The organism is Streptomyces diacarni (assembly GCF_003323715.1).
In the GTDB taxonomy this organism is placed as follows: Bacteria; Actinomycetota; Actinomycetes; order Streptomycetales; family Streptomycetaceae; genus Streptomyces; species Streptomyces diacarni.
The window spans coordinates 1-17,420 of sequence record NZ_QOIN01000029.1 but is presented as its reverse complement, the minus strand read 5'-3'; the positions used below and the strand labels follow the sequence as shown (position 1 = coordinate 17,420).

The 17,420-nt window shown below is 73.8% G+C and carries 16 protein-coding genes; 11 read left to right on the top strand and 5 right to left on the bottom strand.

Going from position 1 to position 17,420, the window contains the following annotated elements:
• Positions 1 to 214 precede the first annotated feature (214 nt).
• From DTL70_RS05475 to DTL70_RS05465, 3 genes are all read left to right on the top strand, one after another.
• The gene (locus DTL70_RS05475; RefSeq protein ID WP_245979035.1) at positions 215 to 1,066 is read left to right on the top strand and encodes a DUF1295 domain-containing protein; all 852 of its coding nucleotides are present in this window, start codon (positions 215 to 217) and stop codon (positions 1,064 to 1,066) included.
• Positions 1,063 to 1,797 (top strand): alpha/beta fold hydrolase, encoded by a 735-nt coding sequence (locus DTL70_RS05470; protein WP_114020712.1) that lies wholly within the window; start codon positions 1,063 to 1,065, stop codon positions 1,795 to 1,797. The genes DTL70_RS05475 and DTL70_RS05470 overlap by 4 nt, the downstream gene beginning before the upstream one ends.
• A gap of 186 nt (positions 1,798 to 1,983) precedes the next feature.
• Positions 1,984 to 3,309, top strand: a complete 1,326-nt coding sequence (locus DTL70_RS05465; protein ID WP_114020711.1) for an MFS transporter — start codon at positions 1,984 to 1,986, stop codon at positions 3,307 to 3,309.
• A gap of 214 nt (positions 3,310 to 3,523) precedes the next feature.
• Here the strand turns inward: DTL70_RS05465 and DTL70_RS05460 are convergent, their stop codons facing one another.
• Positions 3,524 to 4,003 carry a macro domain-containing protein gene (locus tag DTL70_RS05460; protein ID WP_114020710.1) on the bottom strand — a complete coding sequence of 160 codons (480 nt, stop codon included), beginning with the start codon at positions 4,001 to 4,003 and terminating at the stop codon, positions 3,524 to 3,526.
• A 136-nt stretch (positions 4,004 to 4,139) separates the two neighbouring features.
• Here DTL70_RS05460 and DTL70_RS05455 point away from each other — a divergent pair, with 136 nt between their 5' ends.
• Together DTL70_RS05455 and DTL70_RS05450 are read left to right on the top strand one after the other, a co-directional pair.
• The gene (locus DTL70_RS05455; RefSeq protein WP_114020709.1) at positions 4,140 to 4,790 is read left to right on the top strand and encodes a helix-turn-helix domain-containing protein; all 651 of its coding nucleotides are present in this window, start codon (positions 4,140 to 4,142) and stop codon (positions 4,788 to 4,790) included.
• 99 nt (positions 4,791 to 4,889) lie between these two features.
• Positions 4,890 to 5,081, top strand: coding sequence for a DUF6126 family protein (locus DTL70_RS05450; protein ID WP_114020708.1), 192 nt, complete (start codon positions 4,890 to 4,892; stop codon positions 5,079 to 5,081).
• Positions 5,082 to 5,154: 73 nt separating this feature from the next.
• Here DTL70_RS05450 and DTL70_RS05445 read toward each other — a convergent pair whose 3' ends face one another.
• Together DTL70_RS05445 and DTL70_RS05440 are read right to left on the bottom strand one after the other, a co-directional pair.
• The gene (locus DTL70_RS05445) at positions 5,155 to 6,027 is read right to left on the bottom strand and encodes a helix-turn-helix transcriptional regulator (protein WP_114020707.1); all 873 of its coding nucleotides are present in this window, start codon (positions 6,025 to 6,027) and stop codon (positions 5,155 to 5,157) included.
• Between the two features lie 142 nt (positions 6,028 to 6,169).
• Entirely contained in the window at positions 6,170 to 6,925 is a 756-nt protein-coding gene (locus DTL70_RS05440) for an SDR family NAD(P)-dependent oxidoreductase (protein ID WP_114020706.1), read from the bottom strand.
• Between the two features lie 178 nt (positions 6,926 to 7,103).
• Here DTL70_RS05440 and DTL70_RS05435 point away from each other — a divergent pair, with 178 nt between their 5' ends.
• Together DTL70_RS05435 and DTL70_RS05430 are read left to right on the top strand one after the other, a co-directional pair.
• The gene (locus tag DTL70_RS05435) at positions 7,104 to 7,898 is read left to right on the top strand and encodes an SDR family NAD(P)-dependent oxidoreductase (protein WP_114020705.1); all 795 of its coding nucleotides are present in this window, start codon (positions 7,104 to 7,106) and stop codon (positions 7,896 to 7,898) included.
• Between the two features lie 250 nt (positions 7,899 to 8,148).
• On the top strand, positions 8,149 to 9,123 hold the full coding sequence (locus DTL70_RS05430) for an alpha/beta fold hydrolase (protein WP_114020704.1): 975 nt from the start codon (positions 8,149 to 8,151) through the stop codon (positions 9,121 to 9,123).
• A gap of 100 nt (positions 9,124 to 9,223) precedes the next feature.
• Here DTL70_RS05430 and DTL70_RS05425 read toward each other — a convergent pair whose 3' ends face one another.
• Positions 9,224 to 10,630 (bottom strand): sensor histidine kinase, encoded by a 1,407-nt coding sequence (locus DTL70_RS05425; protein ID WP_245979034.1) that lies wholly within the window; start codon positions 10,628 to 10,630, stop codon positions 9,224 to 9,226.
• Between the two features lie 257 nt (positions 10,631 to 10,887).
• Positions 10,888 to 11,796 carry a phosphatidylinositol-specific phospholipase C gene (locus DTL70_RS05420; protein ID WP_114020703.1) on the bottom strand — a complete coding sequence of 303 codons (909 nt, stop codon included), beginning with the start codon at positions 11,794 to 11,796 and terminating at the stop codon, positions 10,888 to 10,890.
• A gap of 308 nt (positions 11,797 to 12,104) precedes the next feature.
• On the opposite strand from DTL70_RS05420, the gene DTL70_RS05415 reads away from it, so the two are divergent.
• The 4 genes from DTL70_RS05415 (at position 12,105) to DTL70_RS05400 (ending at position 17,303) form a co-directional block, all read left to right on the top strand.
• Positions 12,105 to 12,713 (top strand): hypothetical protein, encoded by a 609-nt coding sequence (locus DTL70_RS05415; protein WP_114020702.1) that lies wholly within the window; start codon positions 12,105 to 12,107, stop codon positions 12,711 to 12,713.
• Between the two features lie 85 nt (positions 12,714 to 12,798).
• On the top strand, positions 12,799 to 13,416 hold the full coding sequence (locus tag DTL70_RS05410) for a hypothetical protein (protein ID WP_114020701.1): 618 nt from the start codon (positions 12,799 to 12,801) through the stop codon (positions 13,414 to 13,416).
• Positions 13,417 to 13,587: 171 nt separating this feature from the next.
• A complete protein-coding gene (locus DTL70_RS05405) occupies positions 13,588 to 15,192 on the top strand; it encodes an MFS transporter (protein ID WP_114020700.1) in 1,605 nt (534 codons plus the stop codon).
• Between the two features lie 134 nt (positions 15,193 to 15,326).
• Entirely contained in the window at positions 15,327 to 17,303 is a 1,977-nt protein-coding gene (locus tag DTL70_RS05400; RefSeq protein ID WP_245979033.1) for a serine hydrolase domain-containing protein, read from the top strand.
• Positions 17,304 to 17,420 lie beyond the last annotated feature (117 nt).

The following is a 17,420-nucleotide window of genomic DNA, read 5'->3' as shown; positions in this document are numbered from 1 at the left end:
GATCCGGTCCTCACCAATCCGCGCCCACCGTCGGTTCCGAAGACGAAGACAGGGGCAGCGGTACGACCGGAGGCCGACGCGCCGCCCCGGGCATCGGGCCGGCGACGAACGAGTGAGGAACAGTGCGACTGAGGGATGGCACCACCCCGACCGGGGACGGAACGGCCGGCACCGCGGGGCGGACACCGGCGGACCGCGCCGGAGGGGGCGGCCGGTGAGCGCTCCCGACTGGCCGGCGCTGCTGCTCAACCTGCCCGCCGCGGCCGGCGCCGCCCTCGCTGTCCTGCTGCTCACCTTCGCGGTCGCGCTCCGCACAGGGCGGCACCGCGTCGTGGACGTCGCCTGGGGCCTCGCCTTCACCGCCGTCGCCGCGGTCAGCAGCGTACTGTCCGCGGGAACGGGCGACGGGACGCGTCGCCTGCTGCTCACGGCCGCGACGGCCGTGTGGGGGCTACGGCTCGCCGCACACATCGCCCGCCGCGGCCGGGGCAAGGGAGAGGACCCCCGCTACGAGAGGATGCTGGCCAAGGCCCCCGGCAACCGCCAGCTGTACGCGCTGCGCATGGTCTACCTCCTGCAGGCGGCATTGGCGTGGCTGATCTCGCTGCCGGTGCAGGCGGGCCAGTACGTGACGGCCTCCCCCGACGCCCTCACCGTGCTCGGCGCCGTCGTGTGGGCCGCGGGGCTGGCGTGCGAGGCGATCGGTGACCACCAGCTCGCCCGGTTCAAGGCGGACCCGGCGAACCGGGGCCGCGTCATGGACAGGGGCTTGTGGTCGTGGACCCGCCACCCCAACTATTTCGGGGACTGCCTCGTGTGGTGGGGGCTGTACCTGATGGCCTGCGGCACATGGCAGACCGCGGCCCTGTGCCTCGTCTCGCCGGTGGTGATGACCCTGTTGCTGACCAAGGGCAGCGGAAAGCGGCTCCTGGAAGCACGCATGGCCGAGCGCCCCGGCTACCGCGAGTACCAGGCCCGCACCAGCGGTTTCCTGCCGCTGCCGCCCCGCCGCCCCCGCGCCACCCAGGCGCCCGAGACGAAACCCGACACGAAGAGGGACACATGAAGGCCCGCCCTCCCCGGCCCGCACGCGCCGCCTCCGCCCGGCGGTCGGAGCCGGACGACCGGGACGCGCTCGTGCTGCGCCGCTCCCCCGCACGGCCGCAAGCCGCCGTCCTGCTCCTGCACGGGGGCCGCGCCGACGGCCTGGAGACGCCCCCCGCTCTCAACCTGCCCGCCCTGCGGATGCGCCCCTTCGCCACCGCGCTGCTCCGCGCCACGCGGAGCAGCCCCGTGCTGGTGGGCAGGGTGCGCTACCGGCGGCGCGGCTGGAACGGTGAGCGCCAGGACACCGTCCGCGACGCCCGGCGTGCCCTCGCGGAATTGCGCCGGCTGGCCGGGCCCGTACCCGTCGTGCTGGTGGGTCACTCCATGGGCGGACGCGCCGCCCTGCGCCTCGGCGGTCTCGACGAGGTGCGCGCGGTCGTGGCTCTCGCGCCGTGGTGCCCGGAAGGCGAACCCGTCGCCCACCTCGCGGGCCGGCGCGTCACCGTCCTGCACGACGAGAGCGACCGTGTCACCCGCGCCGCCGGCTCCTGGGACCTCGTCCACCGGGCACAGGAGGCCGGTGCCCGTACAGCGGCCGTTCCCATGCCGCGCGGCGGTCACACCATGCTGCGTGACGCCCGCCGCTGGCACCGGCTCGCCACGGGGGCCGTGCTGGACGCGCTCGGAATGGCTCCGCAGGACGCGAAACGCACGGGCACCGGCAGTCTCCCCCTGGGATCCGCCGGTTGACCTGCTGCGATCCGCCGGTTAGCGTGCTGGATTGCTCCGGCCCGACGCGCCCCGCACAGGCGCCCGAGCCGCGACCGTAGGCGTTAACGTCAACCAACGCGTCTCTTCAGCCTGCTCGAAACGGCCGGGGTGGCGCGGCGGCGCGGAGCCGACGGGATTCCACCGGCCGAGAACGGAGAACGGCCGGTGACCACCGACACACCGCACCAGGACCGCTCGGGTCCCCCCGACGACGAACTCACCGACGCGTCACGGGACAGGAGAACCGGTCTGCGGCGGCTGCGTCGCTTCGCGGTGGACACCGCACCACTGCGCATAGTCCCCTTCCGGCGGCTGTGGTCCTCGACCGTGGTCACGGCCGTCGGAAGCCAGTTGACGGCCGTCGCCGTGCCGCTGCAGATCTACGACGACACCGGCTCCTCCGCGCTCGTCGGCCTGGCAGGCGCCGCCGCGCTCGTCCCGCTGGTCGTCTTCGCCCTGTGGGGCGGGGCGGTCGCCGATCTGATGGACCGGCGCAAACTGCTGCTGTTCAGCAACTCGGGCATCGCCCTCACCTCGCTGCTGTTCTGGGCGCAGGCGGCCACCGGCATGCGGTCGGTCACCGTCCTGCTCGTCCTGCTCGCCCTCCAGCAGGCGCTGTTCGGTATCAACCAGCCGACGCGCACCGCGTCGGTGGCCCGACTCGTACCGGCCGAACAGCTTCCCTCCGCCACCGCGCTGACCTCGACCGTTTCGCAGTTCGGCCAGATCGCCGGACCGCTGCTCGCCGGGGCGCTGGTGCCGGTACTCGGACTTCCGGTGCTGTACCTGTGCGACTCACTGGCCCTCGTGGTGGCGCTGTGGGCGGTCTGGCGGCTGCCGTCCCTGCCCCCGCTCAAGGTCGCGGCCCGGCGCGCCGGGCTCGCCGACATCGTGGACGGCTTCCGCTACCTGGTACGCAAGCGGCTGCTGCTGGTCTCCTTCCTCGCCGACGTCATCGCCATGGTGCTGGGCATGCCGCGCGCGCTCTTCCCGCAGATGGCGCAACTCGACTTCGGCGGCCCCGACGGCGGCGGCACGACTCTCGGTGTGCTGTACGCGGCTCTCCCCGTGGGCGCCCTGTTGTGCGGGCTGCTGTCCGGCCTGTACTCCCGGGTACGGCGGCACGGGGTGATGGTCGTTCTCGCCGTCAGCGCCTGGGGGCTGTCGGTCTCCGGGTTCGGGCTCTCCGGGCCGCTGTGGCTGGCCGCGGTGATGCTCGCCGTGGCGGGCGCCGCCGACATGGTCTCGATGGTCTTCCGCGGCGCCATCCTCCAGTCGGCCGCGACCGACGAGATGCGCGGCAGGATGCAGGGGGTCTTCACCGTCGTGGTGGCGGGCGGGCCCCGCCTCGCGGACCTGTTGCACGGCACGATCGGCGCGGCTGCCGGGACCCGGCACACCGTGATCGGCGGCGGCCTGCTGGTGGTGGCCGGCACGCTGGCCCTCGCCTTCGCGGTGCCCGCCTTCTGGCGCTACGTCCCCGAACGCTAGCCACCGGCCGGCGGAGCCGGCACGGCCCGTGCCGTCCGTCCGTCCGTCCATCCGTCCGTCCGTCCGTCCGTCCGTCCGTCCGTCCGTCCGTCCGGCGAGCCGACTCGGCCGATGCCGACGCGTCAACCCGCCCGACCGGGGACCCGACTCCGCCCGTGCCGGCCAAGCCCCTCTAGCCAGACCCCTCTACCGGCCGGGCCCCTGTGCCGGCGGGTCAGCCGTCCCGCTCGTACACCGTGACCGCGACCCCGCGCCGCACCACGCGCTCCTCTATCAGCGGGCGGACCCGCTCCCAGCGCCCTTGGGCCAGGCCGCAGCCTATTTTCGGCATGTGCACGGAGGCACCCAGCTCCTCGGCCCTGCCCGCCACCGTGCCCAGAGCGGTGGCGATCGCCTCGTACCGCACCGGGACGCCCTTGCTGCCCCTGCGCATACCGCGCTGCCCGATCATGTTCGCCACCCACACATAGCGGTCGACCTGGACGAACTGGACGGCGCCGAGCCCGAAGTCGTTGTGCGCACGCTCCCGGTGCCAGCGCCGGTAGGCGGCCTCCGGCTCCGCCCAGCGGCGGGAGAGCGCGGACACGAAGCCCTTGCCCCAGCCTCCCAGGTCGTTGCAGACATGCGCGATGATCTTCACGCCCTTGCCCTGCGGCGACGTGGCGTCTCCCCGTACGATCTCCAACTGCGCCATGCACGGGACGATAGCGGGACCCACCGACAACGGCCCGCTCGCGCGGCGCCCTCGCGCAGCGGCGGAAACGACCGCGTCCTTGCCACTGGGGCAAAAGTTTTGCCTTGCGGGGAAGGCCCGTGCCTTAATCGAGAACATGAGCCCGAACCCTCACCATCATGAGGCAGCCGGGGCCGAAACGGGAGAGCTGCCCGCTTTCGCGCCGCGGATGCGCCTGCTGAGGCGGCGGAGCGGGTTGAGCCTGGAGGCGTCCGCACGCAGGGCCGGGCTCTCGCCCGCCCACCTCTCCCGCCTGGAGACCGGGAAGCGGCAGCCGTCCCTGCCGCTTCTCCTCACCCTCGCGCGGGTCTACGGCACCACCGCGGGCGATCTGCTGGGAGAGACCACCGCGGCCGCCGACCCCGTCGTCAGAGGCGCCGAGATGGAGGCCGTCGACGCGGGGGGCTGGCGCTACCGGCGGGCAGGTCAGGCCGGGCGCGCGCTCCAGGCCCTGTGCGTGCACGTACCGCGCGGACCGCAGGGCGACCTCGTCCGCGTCCATCCGGGCGAGGAGTGGCTGCACGTCCAGCGTGGCCGCCTGCGTCTCACCCTCGGACAGACGACCGAGGTGCTGGGCAGCGGCGACTCGGCGCACTTCGACTCTCTGACGCCGCACCGTCTTGAGGCCGTGTCGGCGGACGGCGTCGATCTTCTCTTCGTCCACACACTGCTCCAGTCGCCCACCGCGGAGCTGTGCGTGGGCGGCCCGCCAGGACACGGCCCAGGGCCCGCACCGACACCCCGCTGAGCTCCTGCTCGTTGAGAGGGCCCTCCCGCCCCTCGTCCGTCCCGTCCACCCGATCTGCCCCTCTCGACCGCGCACGTCCACGTACGGAAAGGCCCCGCCATGAGCACCCCGGCTCCCCGTCCCCCGCACCGGCCGGCACGCCCGCGCAAGCCCCGGGACGAACCGGGTGTCGAGCGCGGCTACGGGCGCTTTCCGCGCGGTCTGGCGCTGCGCCTCTTCGTCTACGTGGTGGCCGGTCACCTGCTGGCCGGCTTCCTCTTCCTGCTGTTCGAGGTGGGCGGGGGCGAGTAGGCCCAGGAACCGGGGGCACAGGACACGGGCGGATGCGCGAGCTCCACCCGGGCCCGGCGCTCCGGAGGACCTTTCAGGCGTCCGCCGGGCGGATGGCGTCCGCCGCAGGAGCGGCGCCCGCCGGACGGGAGGCGGTCGCCGGGAGGAGCCGGAGTTTCTCGTCGCTCTCGGTGCCCGGTGTCGCCGTGTAGACGAGGAGCGCCTGCGCCTGCTCCGGGTCCAGGAGGACCTGGCACTGCAGCTCCAGGACGCCGAGTTCGGGGTGGCAGAACCTCTTCGGATCGACGCGGGGCGCGCTGACCTCGTGGGCGCTCCACCAGCGGGCGAACTCCTCGCTGGTCCCCAGCAGCTCCTCGACGAGGGCCTCGGCCCGGCTGCCGCGGCCCTGCCGCGAGTAGGCGCCGCGCAGCTCGGCTGTGAAGAACCGGCTGTGCCGGGGGTGGTCCTCCTCCGGATAGAGCAGCCGGGCGGCAGGGTCGGTGAACCAGCGGCGCAGGAGGCTGCGGTTCGGTCCGGTCAGGCGCATCTCGTCCCCGACCAGCGCGGCGGCCAGCGGTGTCTGCCACAGCGTCTCGGCCAGGTCGGTGACGACCTGCGCGGGGGTGTCACCGAGCCGGTCGAGAATCCGCATCAGCCCGGGTGCGAGGTGGTCGGAGCCGGTCCGCGGCGGGGCGTTGTGTCCGGCGATGCGGAAGAGGTGGTCGCGTTCGGCCAGGGACAGCCTCAGCCCGCGGGCCATCGCCGCGAGCATCGCCGGAGACGGCTGCGGTCCACGCTGCTGTTCGAGGCGGCCGTAGTAGTCGGTCGACATGCCGCTCAGCGCCGCCGCCTCCTCCCGGCGCAGGCCGCGGGTGCGCCGGCGCGGGCCGCGGGGCAGTCCCACGTCCTCGGGCTGGAGGGCTTCCCGCCGGACGCGCAGGAAGTCCGCGAGCTGTGCTCGGTCCACTGTTCTCCCTCTCTCGGACTCTCTCGGAGCGACTCAGAGCGGCTCAGAGCGGCCCTGAGCGGCTCAGAGCGGCCCTGAGCAGCCTGAGCGACTCTCGGGGCAGCTCTCGGGGCAGCTTACGGATCGCTCCCGAAGCGGCACGTCAGAGCAGCATGCCGCCCGACGCCTCGACGCGCTGCCCGGTGATCCAGGCCGTGCCCGGGGCGAGCAGGGCCGCCGCGGCTGCACCGATGTCGTCCGGTTCACCGACCCGGCCCATGGCGGTGACCGAGCCGAGGGCGGTCCGCGCCGCCGCCTGGTCGCGCACCGCGCCGCCGTTGAAGTCGGTGGCGGTGGCTCCGGGCGCCAGCGCGTTGACGGCGATACCGCGCGGCCCCAGCTCCTTGGCCAGGTAGCGGGTGAGCACCTCGACGGCGCCCTTGGCGGCAGCGTACGCGGAGGTCTCGGCGGCGACGAAGCGGGTCAGTCCGGTGGAGACGTTGAGGATGTGTCCTCCGTCCCTGAGGAGGGGCAGCATTGCCTGGGTGAGGAAGAAGACGCCCTTGACGTGGACGCCCATCAGCCCGTCGAAGTCCTCCTCGGTGGTCTGGTCGAACGGCTTTTGGACACCGTGTCCCGCGTTGTTGACCAGGGCGTCGAAATGCTCGCGGTCCCAGTGCCGCTTCAGGGCGTCCCGCACGTCCGTGGCGAAGGCCGGGAAGGCGGAGGTGTCGGCGGTGTCCAGCCGAAGGGCCACCGCCGTCCGGCCGAGCGCGCGGACGCGCTCGGCGACCGCCTCCGCCTCGTCGGCGTGCGAGCGGTAGGTGAGCAGGACGTCGATGCCGGCCTCGGCGAGGTGCAGTGCGGTGCTGCGGCCCAGACCGCGGTTGGCGCCGGTGACGAGAGCGATGCGGGGCATGGTGGCCGTCCTTCGTTGTGGTGGGTTTCTCCCTCTCCACGGTGTCGCTCCCCTTCGGTGGGAGGAAGGCAGCACCTGTCCAGGGATCACCGGTCCCCCTTTCGCCCGCCCGCACCCGCCCACCCGCGATGACGGGCGTTTGCACCCCCACGACGGACCTGGCTCCAGGAGGAGACCCGTGCACATCGATCTTTCCGCCCGTACGGCCCTCGTCACCGGCTCCACCCAGGGCATCGGGGCGGCTATCGCCGCCGGTCTGGCCCGCGCCGGCGCACGGGTGGCCGTCAACGGCCGCAGCCGGGAGTCCGTCGAGGCGGCCGTCGCCCGGCTCTCCGCGCAGACGGGCAGCGACGCGTTCGTCGCCGCCTGGGGGGACATCACCACCGACGAGGGCGCCCGCGAGGTCGCCCGGGCGGTCCCCGCGGCGGACATCCTCGTCAACAACCTGGGCGTCTTCGGCGCCAGGGACGCGCTGGAGATCACCGACGCGGAATGGCGCCGCTACTTCGAGGTGAACGTGCTGGCCGCCGTCCGGATGATCCGCTCCTTCCTGCCCGGCATGAAGGAGCGCTCCTGGGGGCGGGTACTGAACATCGCCAGCGATTCGGCGGTGGTCATTCCCGCCGAAATGATCCACTACGGCATGTCGAAGACGGCGCTGCTCGGCGTCACCCGCGGCTTCGCCAAGGACGCGGCCGGCACCGGCGTCACCGTCAACTCCCTCATCGCGGGGCCGACGCACACCGGTGGTGTGGAGGACTTCGTCCGCGAACTCGTGGATCCCGCCCTGCCCTGGGAGGAGGCCCAGCGGGAGTTCATGCGCACGCACCGGCCGCAGTCCCTGCTCCAGCGGCTGATCGAGCCCGACGAGATCGCCAACATGGCCGTCTACCTCAGCTCCCCTCTCGCGTCGGCGACCACCGGAGGGGCCGTACGCGTGGACGGCGGCTACGTGGATTCGATCCTCCCCTGACCTGGGGCATTCGGCGGACTCGTCGAGCGCGCGGCCCGCGACGCCGTGAGCCCGGGCCGGTTGCCGGAACGGCAAAAAGCCTCGTGGGCCCGGGCGCGGCCCCGCAAGATCGGTCGGGAGCCGCCGCCTGCCGGACCGGACCGCCCGGTGCCGAACGCGTCCGGCGCACGCAACGCGCCCGGCGGGTGCACGGGACGCGCCCGGCGGGTGCACGGCTCGGCCGCCGGGCCGGAACACGAGGAGGAGACCGATGCCCCCGCACACCATGAACGTCACCCACCGGCTGGTACCGACCCCCGCGGGGCGGACCCACCTGGTGGAGCAGGGCACAGGGCCGCTGGTGCTGCTCGTCCACGGGTTCCCCGAGTCCTGGTACTCGTGGCGGCACCAGCTGCCGGTGCTGTCCGCCGCCGGCTACCGGGCAGTCGCCGTCGACGTCCGCGGCTACGGACGGTCCTCCGCGCCCGCCGACCCCGCCGCCTACCGGATGCGCGCGCTGGTGGAGGACAACGTCGCGGTGGTCCGCGCCCTGGGCGAGCGGTCGGCCGTGATCGTCGGACACGACTGGGGGTCGACCATCGCCGCCGACTCGGCGCTGCTCGAACCGGACGTCTTCCGCGCGGTGGGGCTGTTGAGCGTCCCCTACGCGCCGCACGGCGGACCACGCCCGAGCGAGGTCTTCGCACGGATGGGCGGCGACGAGTTCTACGTCTCCTACTTCCAGGAGCCCGGCCGAGCCGAGGCCGAGATCGAGCCGGACGTCCGCGGCTGGCTCGCGGGGATCTACGCCGCGCTGTCGGCCGACACCATGCCGCCCGCCGACGCGCCCGACCCCCACTTCGTCGGCGCGGGCGGAACACTGCGCGAGCGCTTCCCCGGCCAGTTGCCCGGCTGGCTCGGCCCCGACGACCTCGACGTCTACGCCGGGGAGTTCGAGCGGACCGGCCTGACCCCGGCGCTGAACCGCTACCGCAACATGGACCGGGACTGGGCCGACCTCGCCGCCTTCGACGGCGCCCCCATCCGACAGCCCGCGCTGTTCGCCGGCGGCGGGCTGGACGCCTCCACCACCTGGCTGTCCGACGCCATCGCCGCCTACCCCACCACGCTGCCCGGGCTGCTCAGCAGCCGGATCCTGGAGGACTGCGGCCACTGGATCCAGCAGGAACGTCCCGCCGAGATCAACGAACTGCTGATCGACTGGCTGGCCGCCCTGCCTTCATGAAGGGCCACTGATCCGCCGTACAGGGTCGGAGGGGGCCCACCGTGAAGGGCCACGGGCTCGCCCTGAAGTGGTCTCGCAAGCCCGTTCGCGACCCGTTGGCTCAATCGGCGGGCTCCTGGGCCGGCAGCGCCGCGTCGACCCGGAAGCCTCCGTCCCCTGTGGGCCTGGACTCGATGGTCCCGCCGGCCAGCCGTACCCGCTCGGCGAGCCCGAGCAGTCCGTGTCCCCCGCTGGGCAGCAGCGGTCCCCCGCCGTCCGGCGCCGCCTCCACGGGCCGTTTCGGCGGGCCGTTGACGATCCCGATGCGCACGGTCTTCGGGGCGAACGCCAAACGGATGTCCGTCGTGGCACCGGGCGCGTGTTTGTGCACGTTGGTCAGTGCCTCCTGCACCACCCGGTGTGCGGCCCGCTCGACCGGTTCCGGCAGCGCCCGTGGCCCGCCCTCGACGTGCACGCTGACCGGCAGCCCCGCGGTCCTGGAGCTGTCGGCGAGTTCGGTGATCCCCTCGACCACCGCGTCCGCGGGGCGCCGTGCCTCGGGGGCCGGGGACGGGCCGGCGCCACCGTCCGCGGCGGCGGCACCTTCGGGCCGCGGGGCTCGTGCGGACTCCGGAAGGGCGGCCGCGGGCTCGGCCGCCTCCTTCCCCCGCTTGTCAGCTCCGTCTCGAAGGACGCCCAGCATCTCGCGCAGTTCGGTCAGGGCGCGCCGACCGGCGGTCTGGATGATCCGGGCCGTGTCGGTCGTCACCTCGGCGTCGTGGGCCACGGCGCCGAGCGCGTTGGCGTGTACGACGATCAGGCTCACCTGGTGGGACACCACGTCGTGCATCTCCCCGGCGATCCGCTGCCGTTCCTCGGCCCGCGCGGCCTCGGCGATCAGCCGCTGTTCGCGCTCGGCGCGCTCCGCCCGCTCGACGAGGCCCGCGAGGACGGCCCTCCGCTGTCCCACGTACATCCCCAGCAGCAGCGGCACCAGAACGTCCAGGACGAAGTTCACCGTGAACCAGGCCACCAGCACGCGGGGGCTCGACCACGCATCGGCGCTGCGTGGTGCGGTCATCACCAGGCCCGCCCCGGCGGCCACCCACGCGGTCCGGCGGCTGCGCGGGCCGCGGTAGGCGCCCTCGGCGTAGTAGGCGCACGGCGTCACGAAGACCGAGGTCTGGAGGGCGTCGGCGAGGAGCGCGACGGCGAGCACGGGTTCGGGCATCCGGCGCCGCATGAGGAGAGGCAGTGCGCTCACGGCGGCGAGCAGCACGTTCGCCCAGGGGGTGGCGGGACCGAGGTAGGGGTTCTTGAGGCTGTTCCAGACGGAGGCGAGCAGCACGAGCCCCGTGAGTACCAGATCGGCGGCGCGCGGTGTCAGCAGCGGCGCGCGCGGGGCGGGCCGCTCGGGGAGCCCGGTGGCGGCGCGCGGATCGGCCTGCGCGCGCGGGTCGGCCTGCGGCAGCACGGCCCAGGAGCGCAGGGTGTGGCGAAGGGGACGGGTGCGGCTCGTGGTACTCACCCGGCGAGCATAGGAGGCCGCGGTCGCGGCGAGCACAGCGGCGGTCGACCCGCATCCACAGCCCCGCCGCCGGCACGGCGACGGCTGCCCCCCTCGTGTACTGGCTCGCGCGGGGCCGGCGCACGACCCGGCCGGGGCGGACCGGTGCCACGGGCGGCCTCACCCGAGCGGACGGCACGGCAGCCGGGCACGCGCCGGACCCCCGCCCGCGACCGGGCACGCGCCCGCGGCGGCGCGTGCCCGGTCGCGGGGCGCGGTCAGCTCGTCGGATTGTGGGCTAGAACGGCTTCGAGCAGGCCCGGTTCCGCCTCGGGGAAGTCCATCGGGACGATGCCGAGGCCCGTCGTGCCCGCGAACTCGGAGCTGTCGAGGAGCGCGCGCACCTTCGGATTGAGGCGGTCGGCGTTCGAGGCGGGCGGCAGTCCGGCCGCCGTGCTGACGAAGTTGACGTAGAAGGGCCCGGGCTCGGCGGCGGCCTGGCGGAACTGCTCGGCGATCCTGGGATACTTCGAGAACGGTTCCGCCTGGTAGTCGTCCTGGACGTCGAAGACCTCCGGGTCGGCCCACCGCACGCCCGGCAGTCCCCCGTTGTCGGCCAGCAGGACGACCTTGCCGCGGGCCTCGCCCAGGGTGGGCAGGGTGTCCTCCATCAGGAAGAGGGAGCGCCAGCCCTTCTGGTCGAGGTAGACGTCGAAGATCTGCCGGAATTCCTCGTCGCCGACCGTCGAGTACTCCTGCTTGACCCGCATGAGGACCGTCTCGTCCGGGTGCGCGGCCAGGAAGTCGCGGCAGGCGATCAGCACGTCGCCGAACATGAGGTGCTGGAAGAAGGCGCCGTGGTGGATGGCGAAGACGCCGTCGATGGCGCGGCAGCGGACGTCGAGGAAGCGGACCCCGGCCGCGAGCTGGTCGGCTATGAGGGTGTCCTGGCACTCCGTCCAGGGCCCGCCGAAGCGCGCTCCGGAGTCGTGAGTGCCGGGAAGGGTGAGCGTGCGCAAGGCTGTGGACGGCGCCAGTGCCGCCATCCAGTCCTGCGGCCCCAGCGGTGCGCGGGAACCCTTGTGTGTGGTGCCCCGCGCCACGGCGACGCCCGTGCCGCCCGCGTACGCCAGCATGCCCGCGGCCGGCACCACTGCCGCGTTCCTGAGAAATCTGCGCCGGTCCATTCCCAGCTCCCCTCCCGTCGCCTGCGGTCCTCGTGCGGGACCCCTCGGACGGTGAACCTACTGGATCATGAACTGCCGCCTGCGGCCGGAGAGTCGGCTGTGGCGCAACTGTTGCGAAGAGCGCGCCGCCGCCGCGAGGACCACGCCGCCGCGCGCCCACATTCACGGGCACGGAACCGGCGTTACTCCTGCTACCACCGGTAACTTCCGGGCAATAACGGGCTTGCTGTTTCGCCTGGTGCCGAGCGAGCACGCGTACTGCTGTTCCTACGCCAACTGAGCGCCCCCCCACGACACTTGGAGGTTCGATGATCTCCCGGCCCAGACACGGCACGCACCGTACGGTCACCCTGGCCGCCTCCGTCCTGCTCGCCGGCGCCGTCACAGCCCCCGTGGCGCAAGCGGCACCGGCCCCGACACAGGCGCCCGGCGTGGGCGGGCAACCGCGACACTGCACGCTCGACCTGGGGACCGACGCCGAGCACTGCTACGCCACCTTCACCGAGGCCGTCGACCACGCCAGCAAGGGACGCATCGACGACGCACCCGCCTCGGCCCGTACGGCGACAGGCGACAGCGGCTTCCGCACGGAGGTCGAGCGGCTCGCGGACGAGGACGGAGCACGGGCCGACGGCGTCATCCAGGGCACGTTCTTCGACGACCCCGGCTTCGGCGGCGACTCGCTGACCATCAGCGGCGAGGGCCTGTGCGAGAAGGACGGCTGGGTCGACTACCAGCACGACCTGGAAGACGGCTGGAAGAACCGCATCTCGTCGGTGCAGCCGTGGGGCAACTGCTGGATCTGGCTCTACCCCGAGCCGGGCCTCGGCGGCGACCGGGACGGCCCGTTCAAGGAGAACACCGGCGACATCGGTGACTTCATGAACGACCGCACCCAGTCCATCGGCTTCAGCTGACCCATAGCCGGCCACGAGCCGATCCGGCGCGGCGCCCACCGCGCCCGCGCCACCCCTCCCCCACACCTCCTGCGAGGAGACCCCCATGAAACGACGCGTCAGGCTCTCCGTCCTGTTCGCCGCCCTGGTGACCGCGGGCAGCGCCGCCCTCACCCCCACCGTCGCCCAGGCCGACGACGACCCGCCCACCACGCGGGAACTGCTCGACAAGTGCGACAACGGCACCGACGTGTGCGAGTTCCACCCCGACGGCCCGCCCAAGGACTCCATGGGCGAGGCGCACCAGGTCGGCGACTCGGCCTTCAACTGCACCGACGACCTCCAGCGCTCCACCGTCGGCTGGTCCGACACCACCGGCGAGTCCAACAGCGTGGGGGTGTCGCTGAGCGCGGAGTACGGCTTCGCCGAGGTCTTCAAGGTCAGCATCGAGACCAACTACCAGCACACCTGGGAGAGCTCGCACACCGAGTCCGAGCAGACGAACATCGACGTCAAACCCGACGAGGTCGGCTGGGTGACGCGCGAGGCGCAGATGCAGACGGTCAAGGGCCAGTACGAGATGCACTTCCCCGACCCGTTCCACGGCCACTACATCTGGTACGTGCCGTTCGAGGCCACGGGTCCCAAGCCCGACGCGCCCAGCACCAAGACCCAGCACACCCGGCCGATGACCGAGGAGGAGAAGGCCCAGCACTGCGGCTGACAGGTGCCGCCCGCGCCCCGCGAGGCCCGCGGCCTTGCGGGGCTTCCGGCCGCCCGCGCCGTACGATCGTGCCGACCGGCAGCGCCGGGAGACCCGCCGGGGCACGGCCGTGCTCTGGCGGCGCGACCCCGGGACGGGCAGCGGCAGCGGACGGAAGGGCGGCGAGCCAGGATGAACGCGCCCGAGGGTTCTGCGCCCGCCGCCGGGACCGTCGCCTTCCGCTCGGCGGAGGGCCGGTGGCTGCTCACGGCCACGGTCCTCGGCTCGGCCATGGGGTTCCTCGACGCGACCGTCGTCAACGTCGCCCTCCCGGCGATCGGACGGGACGTGCACGCGGACGTCTCCGCGCTCCAGTGGGTGCTGGACGGCTACCTGCTCACGCTCGCCGCGCTGATCCTGCTCGGCGGCTCCCTCGCGGACCGGTACGGGCGCCGGCGCGTCTTCACCCTCGGTGTCGGCTGCTTCGTGGTGCCCTCCGTGCTGTGCGCGGTGGCCCCCGACGCCGGAATCCTGATTCTCGCCCGTGCGCTGCAGGGGATCGGCGCGGCGCTGCTCACCCCGGGCAGCCTGGCCCTCATCCAGGCGAGCTACCGCTCGGCCGACCGGGCCAGGGCCATCGGCACCTGGTCCGCGCTGACGGGAGTGGCCTCCGCGCTCGGCCCCCTCCTCGGCGGCTGGCTCATCGACGCCTTCTCCTGGCGGTGGATCTTCCTCCTCAACGTCCCGATCGGGTTGGTGGTCGTCGCGGTCACCGCCCGCCACGTGCCCGAGAGCCGCGCCCCCGGCGCCACGGGCCGCCTGGACGTGCGCGGCGCCGCGCTGGTGACGGCCGGGCTCGGCGGTGTCACCTACGCGCTGATCGAGGGTCCCCGTGGCGAGTCGCCCGGCTGGGTGACGGCGCTCGCGCTGCTCGCCGGTCTCGCCGCGCTGGCCGGGTTCGTCCACACGGAGCGGCACGCCGAGCACCCCATGCTGCCTCCCGGTGTCTTCCGCGCCGGCCAGTTCCTGAGCGCCAACGCCGTGACCTTCGTGGTGTACGCCGCGCTGGGCGGGGTCTTCTTCCTGCTCGTCGTCTTCCTCCAGACCTCCCTGGGGTACAGCCCGCTGGCGGCCGGTGCGGCCTCGCTGCCCGTGACGCTGCTGATGCTGGCTCTCTCCTCGCGAGCGGGCGCGCTGGCACAACGCGTCGGCCCGCGGCTGCCCCTGAGCGTGGGGCCGCTGCTGCTGGCCGCCGGCATGCTGCTGATGCTCCGGATCGGCGTGGACGACGACGGCGGCGGCCCGGCCGGTTACGCCACCTCGGTGCTGCCCGCGGTGCTCGTCTTCGGGCTCGGACTGGCCACCACCGTCGCGCCCGTGACCGCCACGGCGCTGGCGGCCGCGCCGTCCGGACACTCCGGGATCGCCTCGGGCGTCAACAACGCCGTCTCCCGTCTCGCGCAACTCGCGGCCGTCGCCGCCCTCCCCCTGCTGGCCGGCATCGGCGGCCGGGACTTCCAGGACCCGCACGCCCTCGCCGACGGTTTCCACACCGCCATGCTCATCACGGCGGCCCTCGCGGCGGCCGGCGGTCTCCTCGCCCTGGCGACCATCCGCCGCGACGTCCTGGAGACGGCAGCTCAGCCCGCACCGGGCCCGGGCGAGCCCCCTGCCGGCGAGGCCGCGGGCTGTCCGTACGAATGTCCCGTGGCGGGCACACCGCTGCGGGCCGAGCCCCCTACCGGCGAGCCGCCGCCCGGCCCCGGCCACTCCGGCGCCCGGCCACACGGGGAATAGGGAGACGGAGAAACGGCGTCTCGCACGTGTCGCGCCGGGACGCGCACGGGCCGACGCGCGTACGTTCGTGAGCGCGGCACCGCAGACGGCAGCCACGCACCGTCCCGGGCAGCTACGAGGTCGATGGAGTCCGCGTGCGGATTTGTGCGTACGTCACCGCGCCGGCGAGCGCGCTCGCCGGCTGCGCCACGCTCGCCGCGCTCGCCGCGCTCCTGGCACCGCCGCAGGGCGCGGCCCCCACGCGGCCTGCCCTCCCGGCGCCCGGCCCCTCCGCGGCGGCTTCAGCGGCAGCGGTGGCACCGCCGGTGACGACGACGGCAGCAACGTCGTCGTCCGCCGGGCGTGGCCCGGCAACAGGGCCGAGCCCGGGCCCGCAGATCCCCGGCTCCAGCCGAGGGTTCGGCCGGCCCTACGAGGGGTTCGCGCCCGCGGGCACGGTGCTGCACCGCACCAGCCCGGGGCGGGCGGGCCTCGATCCCCGTCCCCTCGACGCGTTCGCGCGGCAGCTGGCCGAGTGGACCGACCCGGCACACGGCGCCGGATACCTCTTCCCCGGCGCCACCGCGCTCCTCGCCCACGAGGGCACCGTCGTCGCCCGTCTCGCCCGTGGCGACGCCCTGCGGTACGGGCCGGACGGGCGCGAACTGCCGCCCGCGGAGCGCGTGCCCGCCCGTACCGACACCGTCTACGACCTGGCCTCCCTCTCGAAACTGTTCACCTCCCTGGTGGCGGCGCAGCAGATCGACGCCGGGCGGCTGCGGCTGGACGCGCCCGCCGCCCGCTACCTGCCGGGGTTCGCCGCGGCGGGGAAGGCCCGCATCACCATCCGGCAGCTGCTCACCCACACGTCCGGCCTCCCGGCCGATCCGAGACCACCGCTGTGGCAGATCTCCGGCGGCCGCGAGGCCCGCGCCCGAGCCGTCCTGCGTGCCGCCCCGCTCAACGCGCCCGGAACCCACTACCGCTACTCCGACCTCAACATGCTCAGCACGCAGCTGGTGCTGGAGAAGGTCACGGGGAAGCGGCTCGACACTCTCGTACGCGAGGGCATCACCGAGCCGCTGGGCATGACCGACACCGCCTACAACCCGCCGCACTCCTGGTGGCCGCGCATCGCCGCCACGTCGAACCAGCGCCTTCCGGACCGCGGCGGCCCGCTGCGCGGCTCGGTGCACGACGCCAACGCCTGGGCCATGGGCGGTGTCGCCGGGCACGCCGGGGTCTTCTCCACCGTGGACGACCTGGCGCTCCTCGCCCAGGCGCTGCTCAACGGCGGCACCTACCGCGGCCACCGCATCCTCAGCAGGCACGCCGTGACCCTGCTGGAGCGCGACTACAACCGGCGCTTCCCCGGGCACGACCACGGTCTCGGCTTCGAGCTGAACCAGCCCTGGTACATGGGCGGCCTCACCGCGCCGCGGACGCTGGGCCACACCGGCTTCACCGGCACCTCACTGGTGATCGACCCCGCCTCCCGCTCCTTCGCGATCCTGCTGACCAACCGCGTGCACCCCGACGACGCGACCCCCTCCACCAACCCGGCGCGCCGGGCCGCCGCCACGGCGCTCGCCCGCGCGATCCCCGCGCGGCCACCGGGTGGCGGACGCTCCTGGTACGCCGAGCCGAAAGGGGGAGCGGCCGGCACCCTGACGACCCCGGCCCTGCACGCGGACGGCCCGCTGACCGTCAGCTACGACGCGCTCGTCGACAGCGGCGCCGAGGGCGGCCTGGTACTGGAGCGCAGCACCGACGGCTCGGACACCTGGCGCGCCGTCGCCGGCACGCGGTCGTCCGGGCACGGCGAACGGGCCTGGCAGCACGTGCGGGTGCGCGTGGACGCAGCCCCTTCCCGGGCGGGCCTGCGCCTGCGCTGGCGCTTCTCCGCGGCCGGACCGTGGGAGGGCCGCGGCGCGGACGTCGCGGGAGTGCGGGTCACCGACGCGACGCGGGTGCTGTTCGCGAGCGACTGCCCCCACACACCACTGACGGCACACGGCTGGCGCCCCCTGGCCCGCCCCTGGCCGCTGGCACCGGGCGCGGGGACCACCCCGGATGCCGTCCGCTGCGGCGCGACTCCCCGAGCCGGCCGGATCCGAACGCAGAAACCCTAGATGAGTGAGTCCGATGTGTGTGCTGGTCGCGACCATGGCGAAGGGCGCCCGTTGGTCAGTGTGTGAAGACAAACCTGGACGCCCTTCTGGCGGCACTGTACGTGTTCATCGACGACC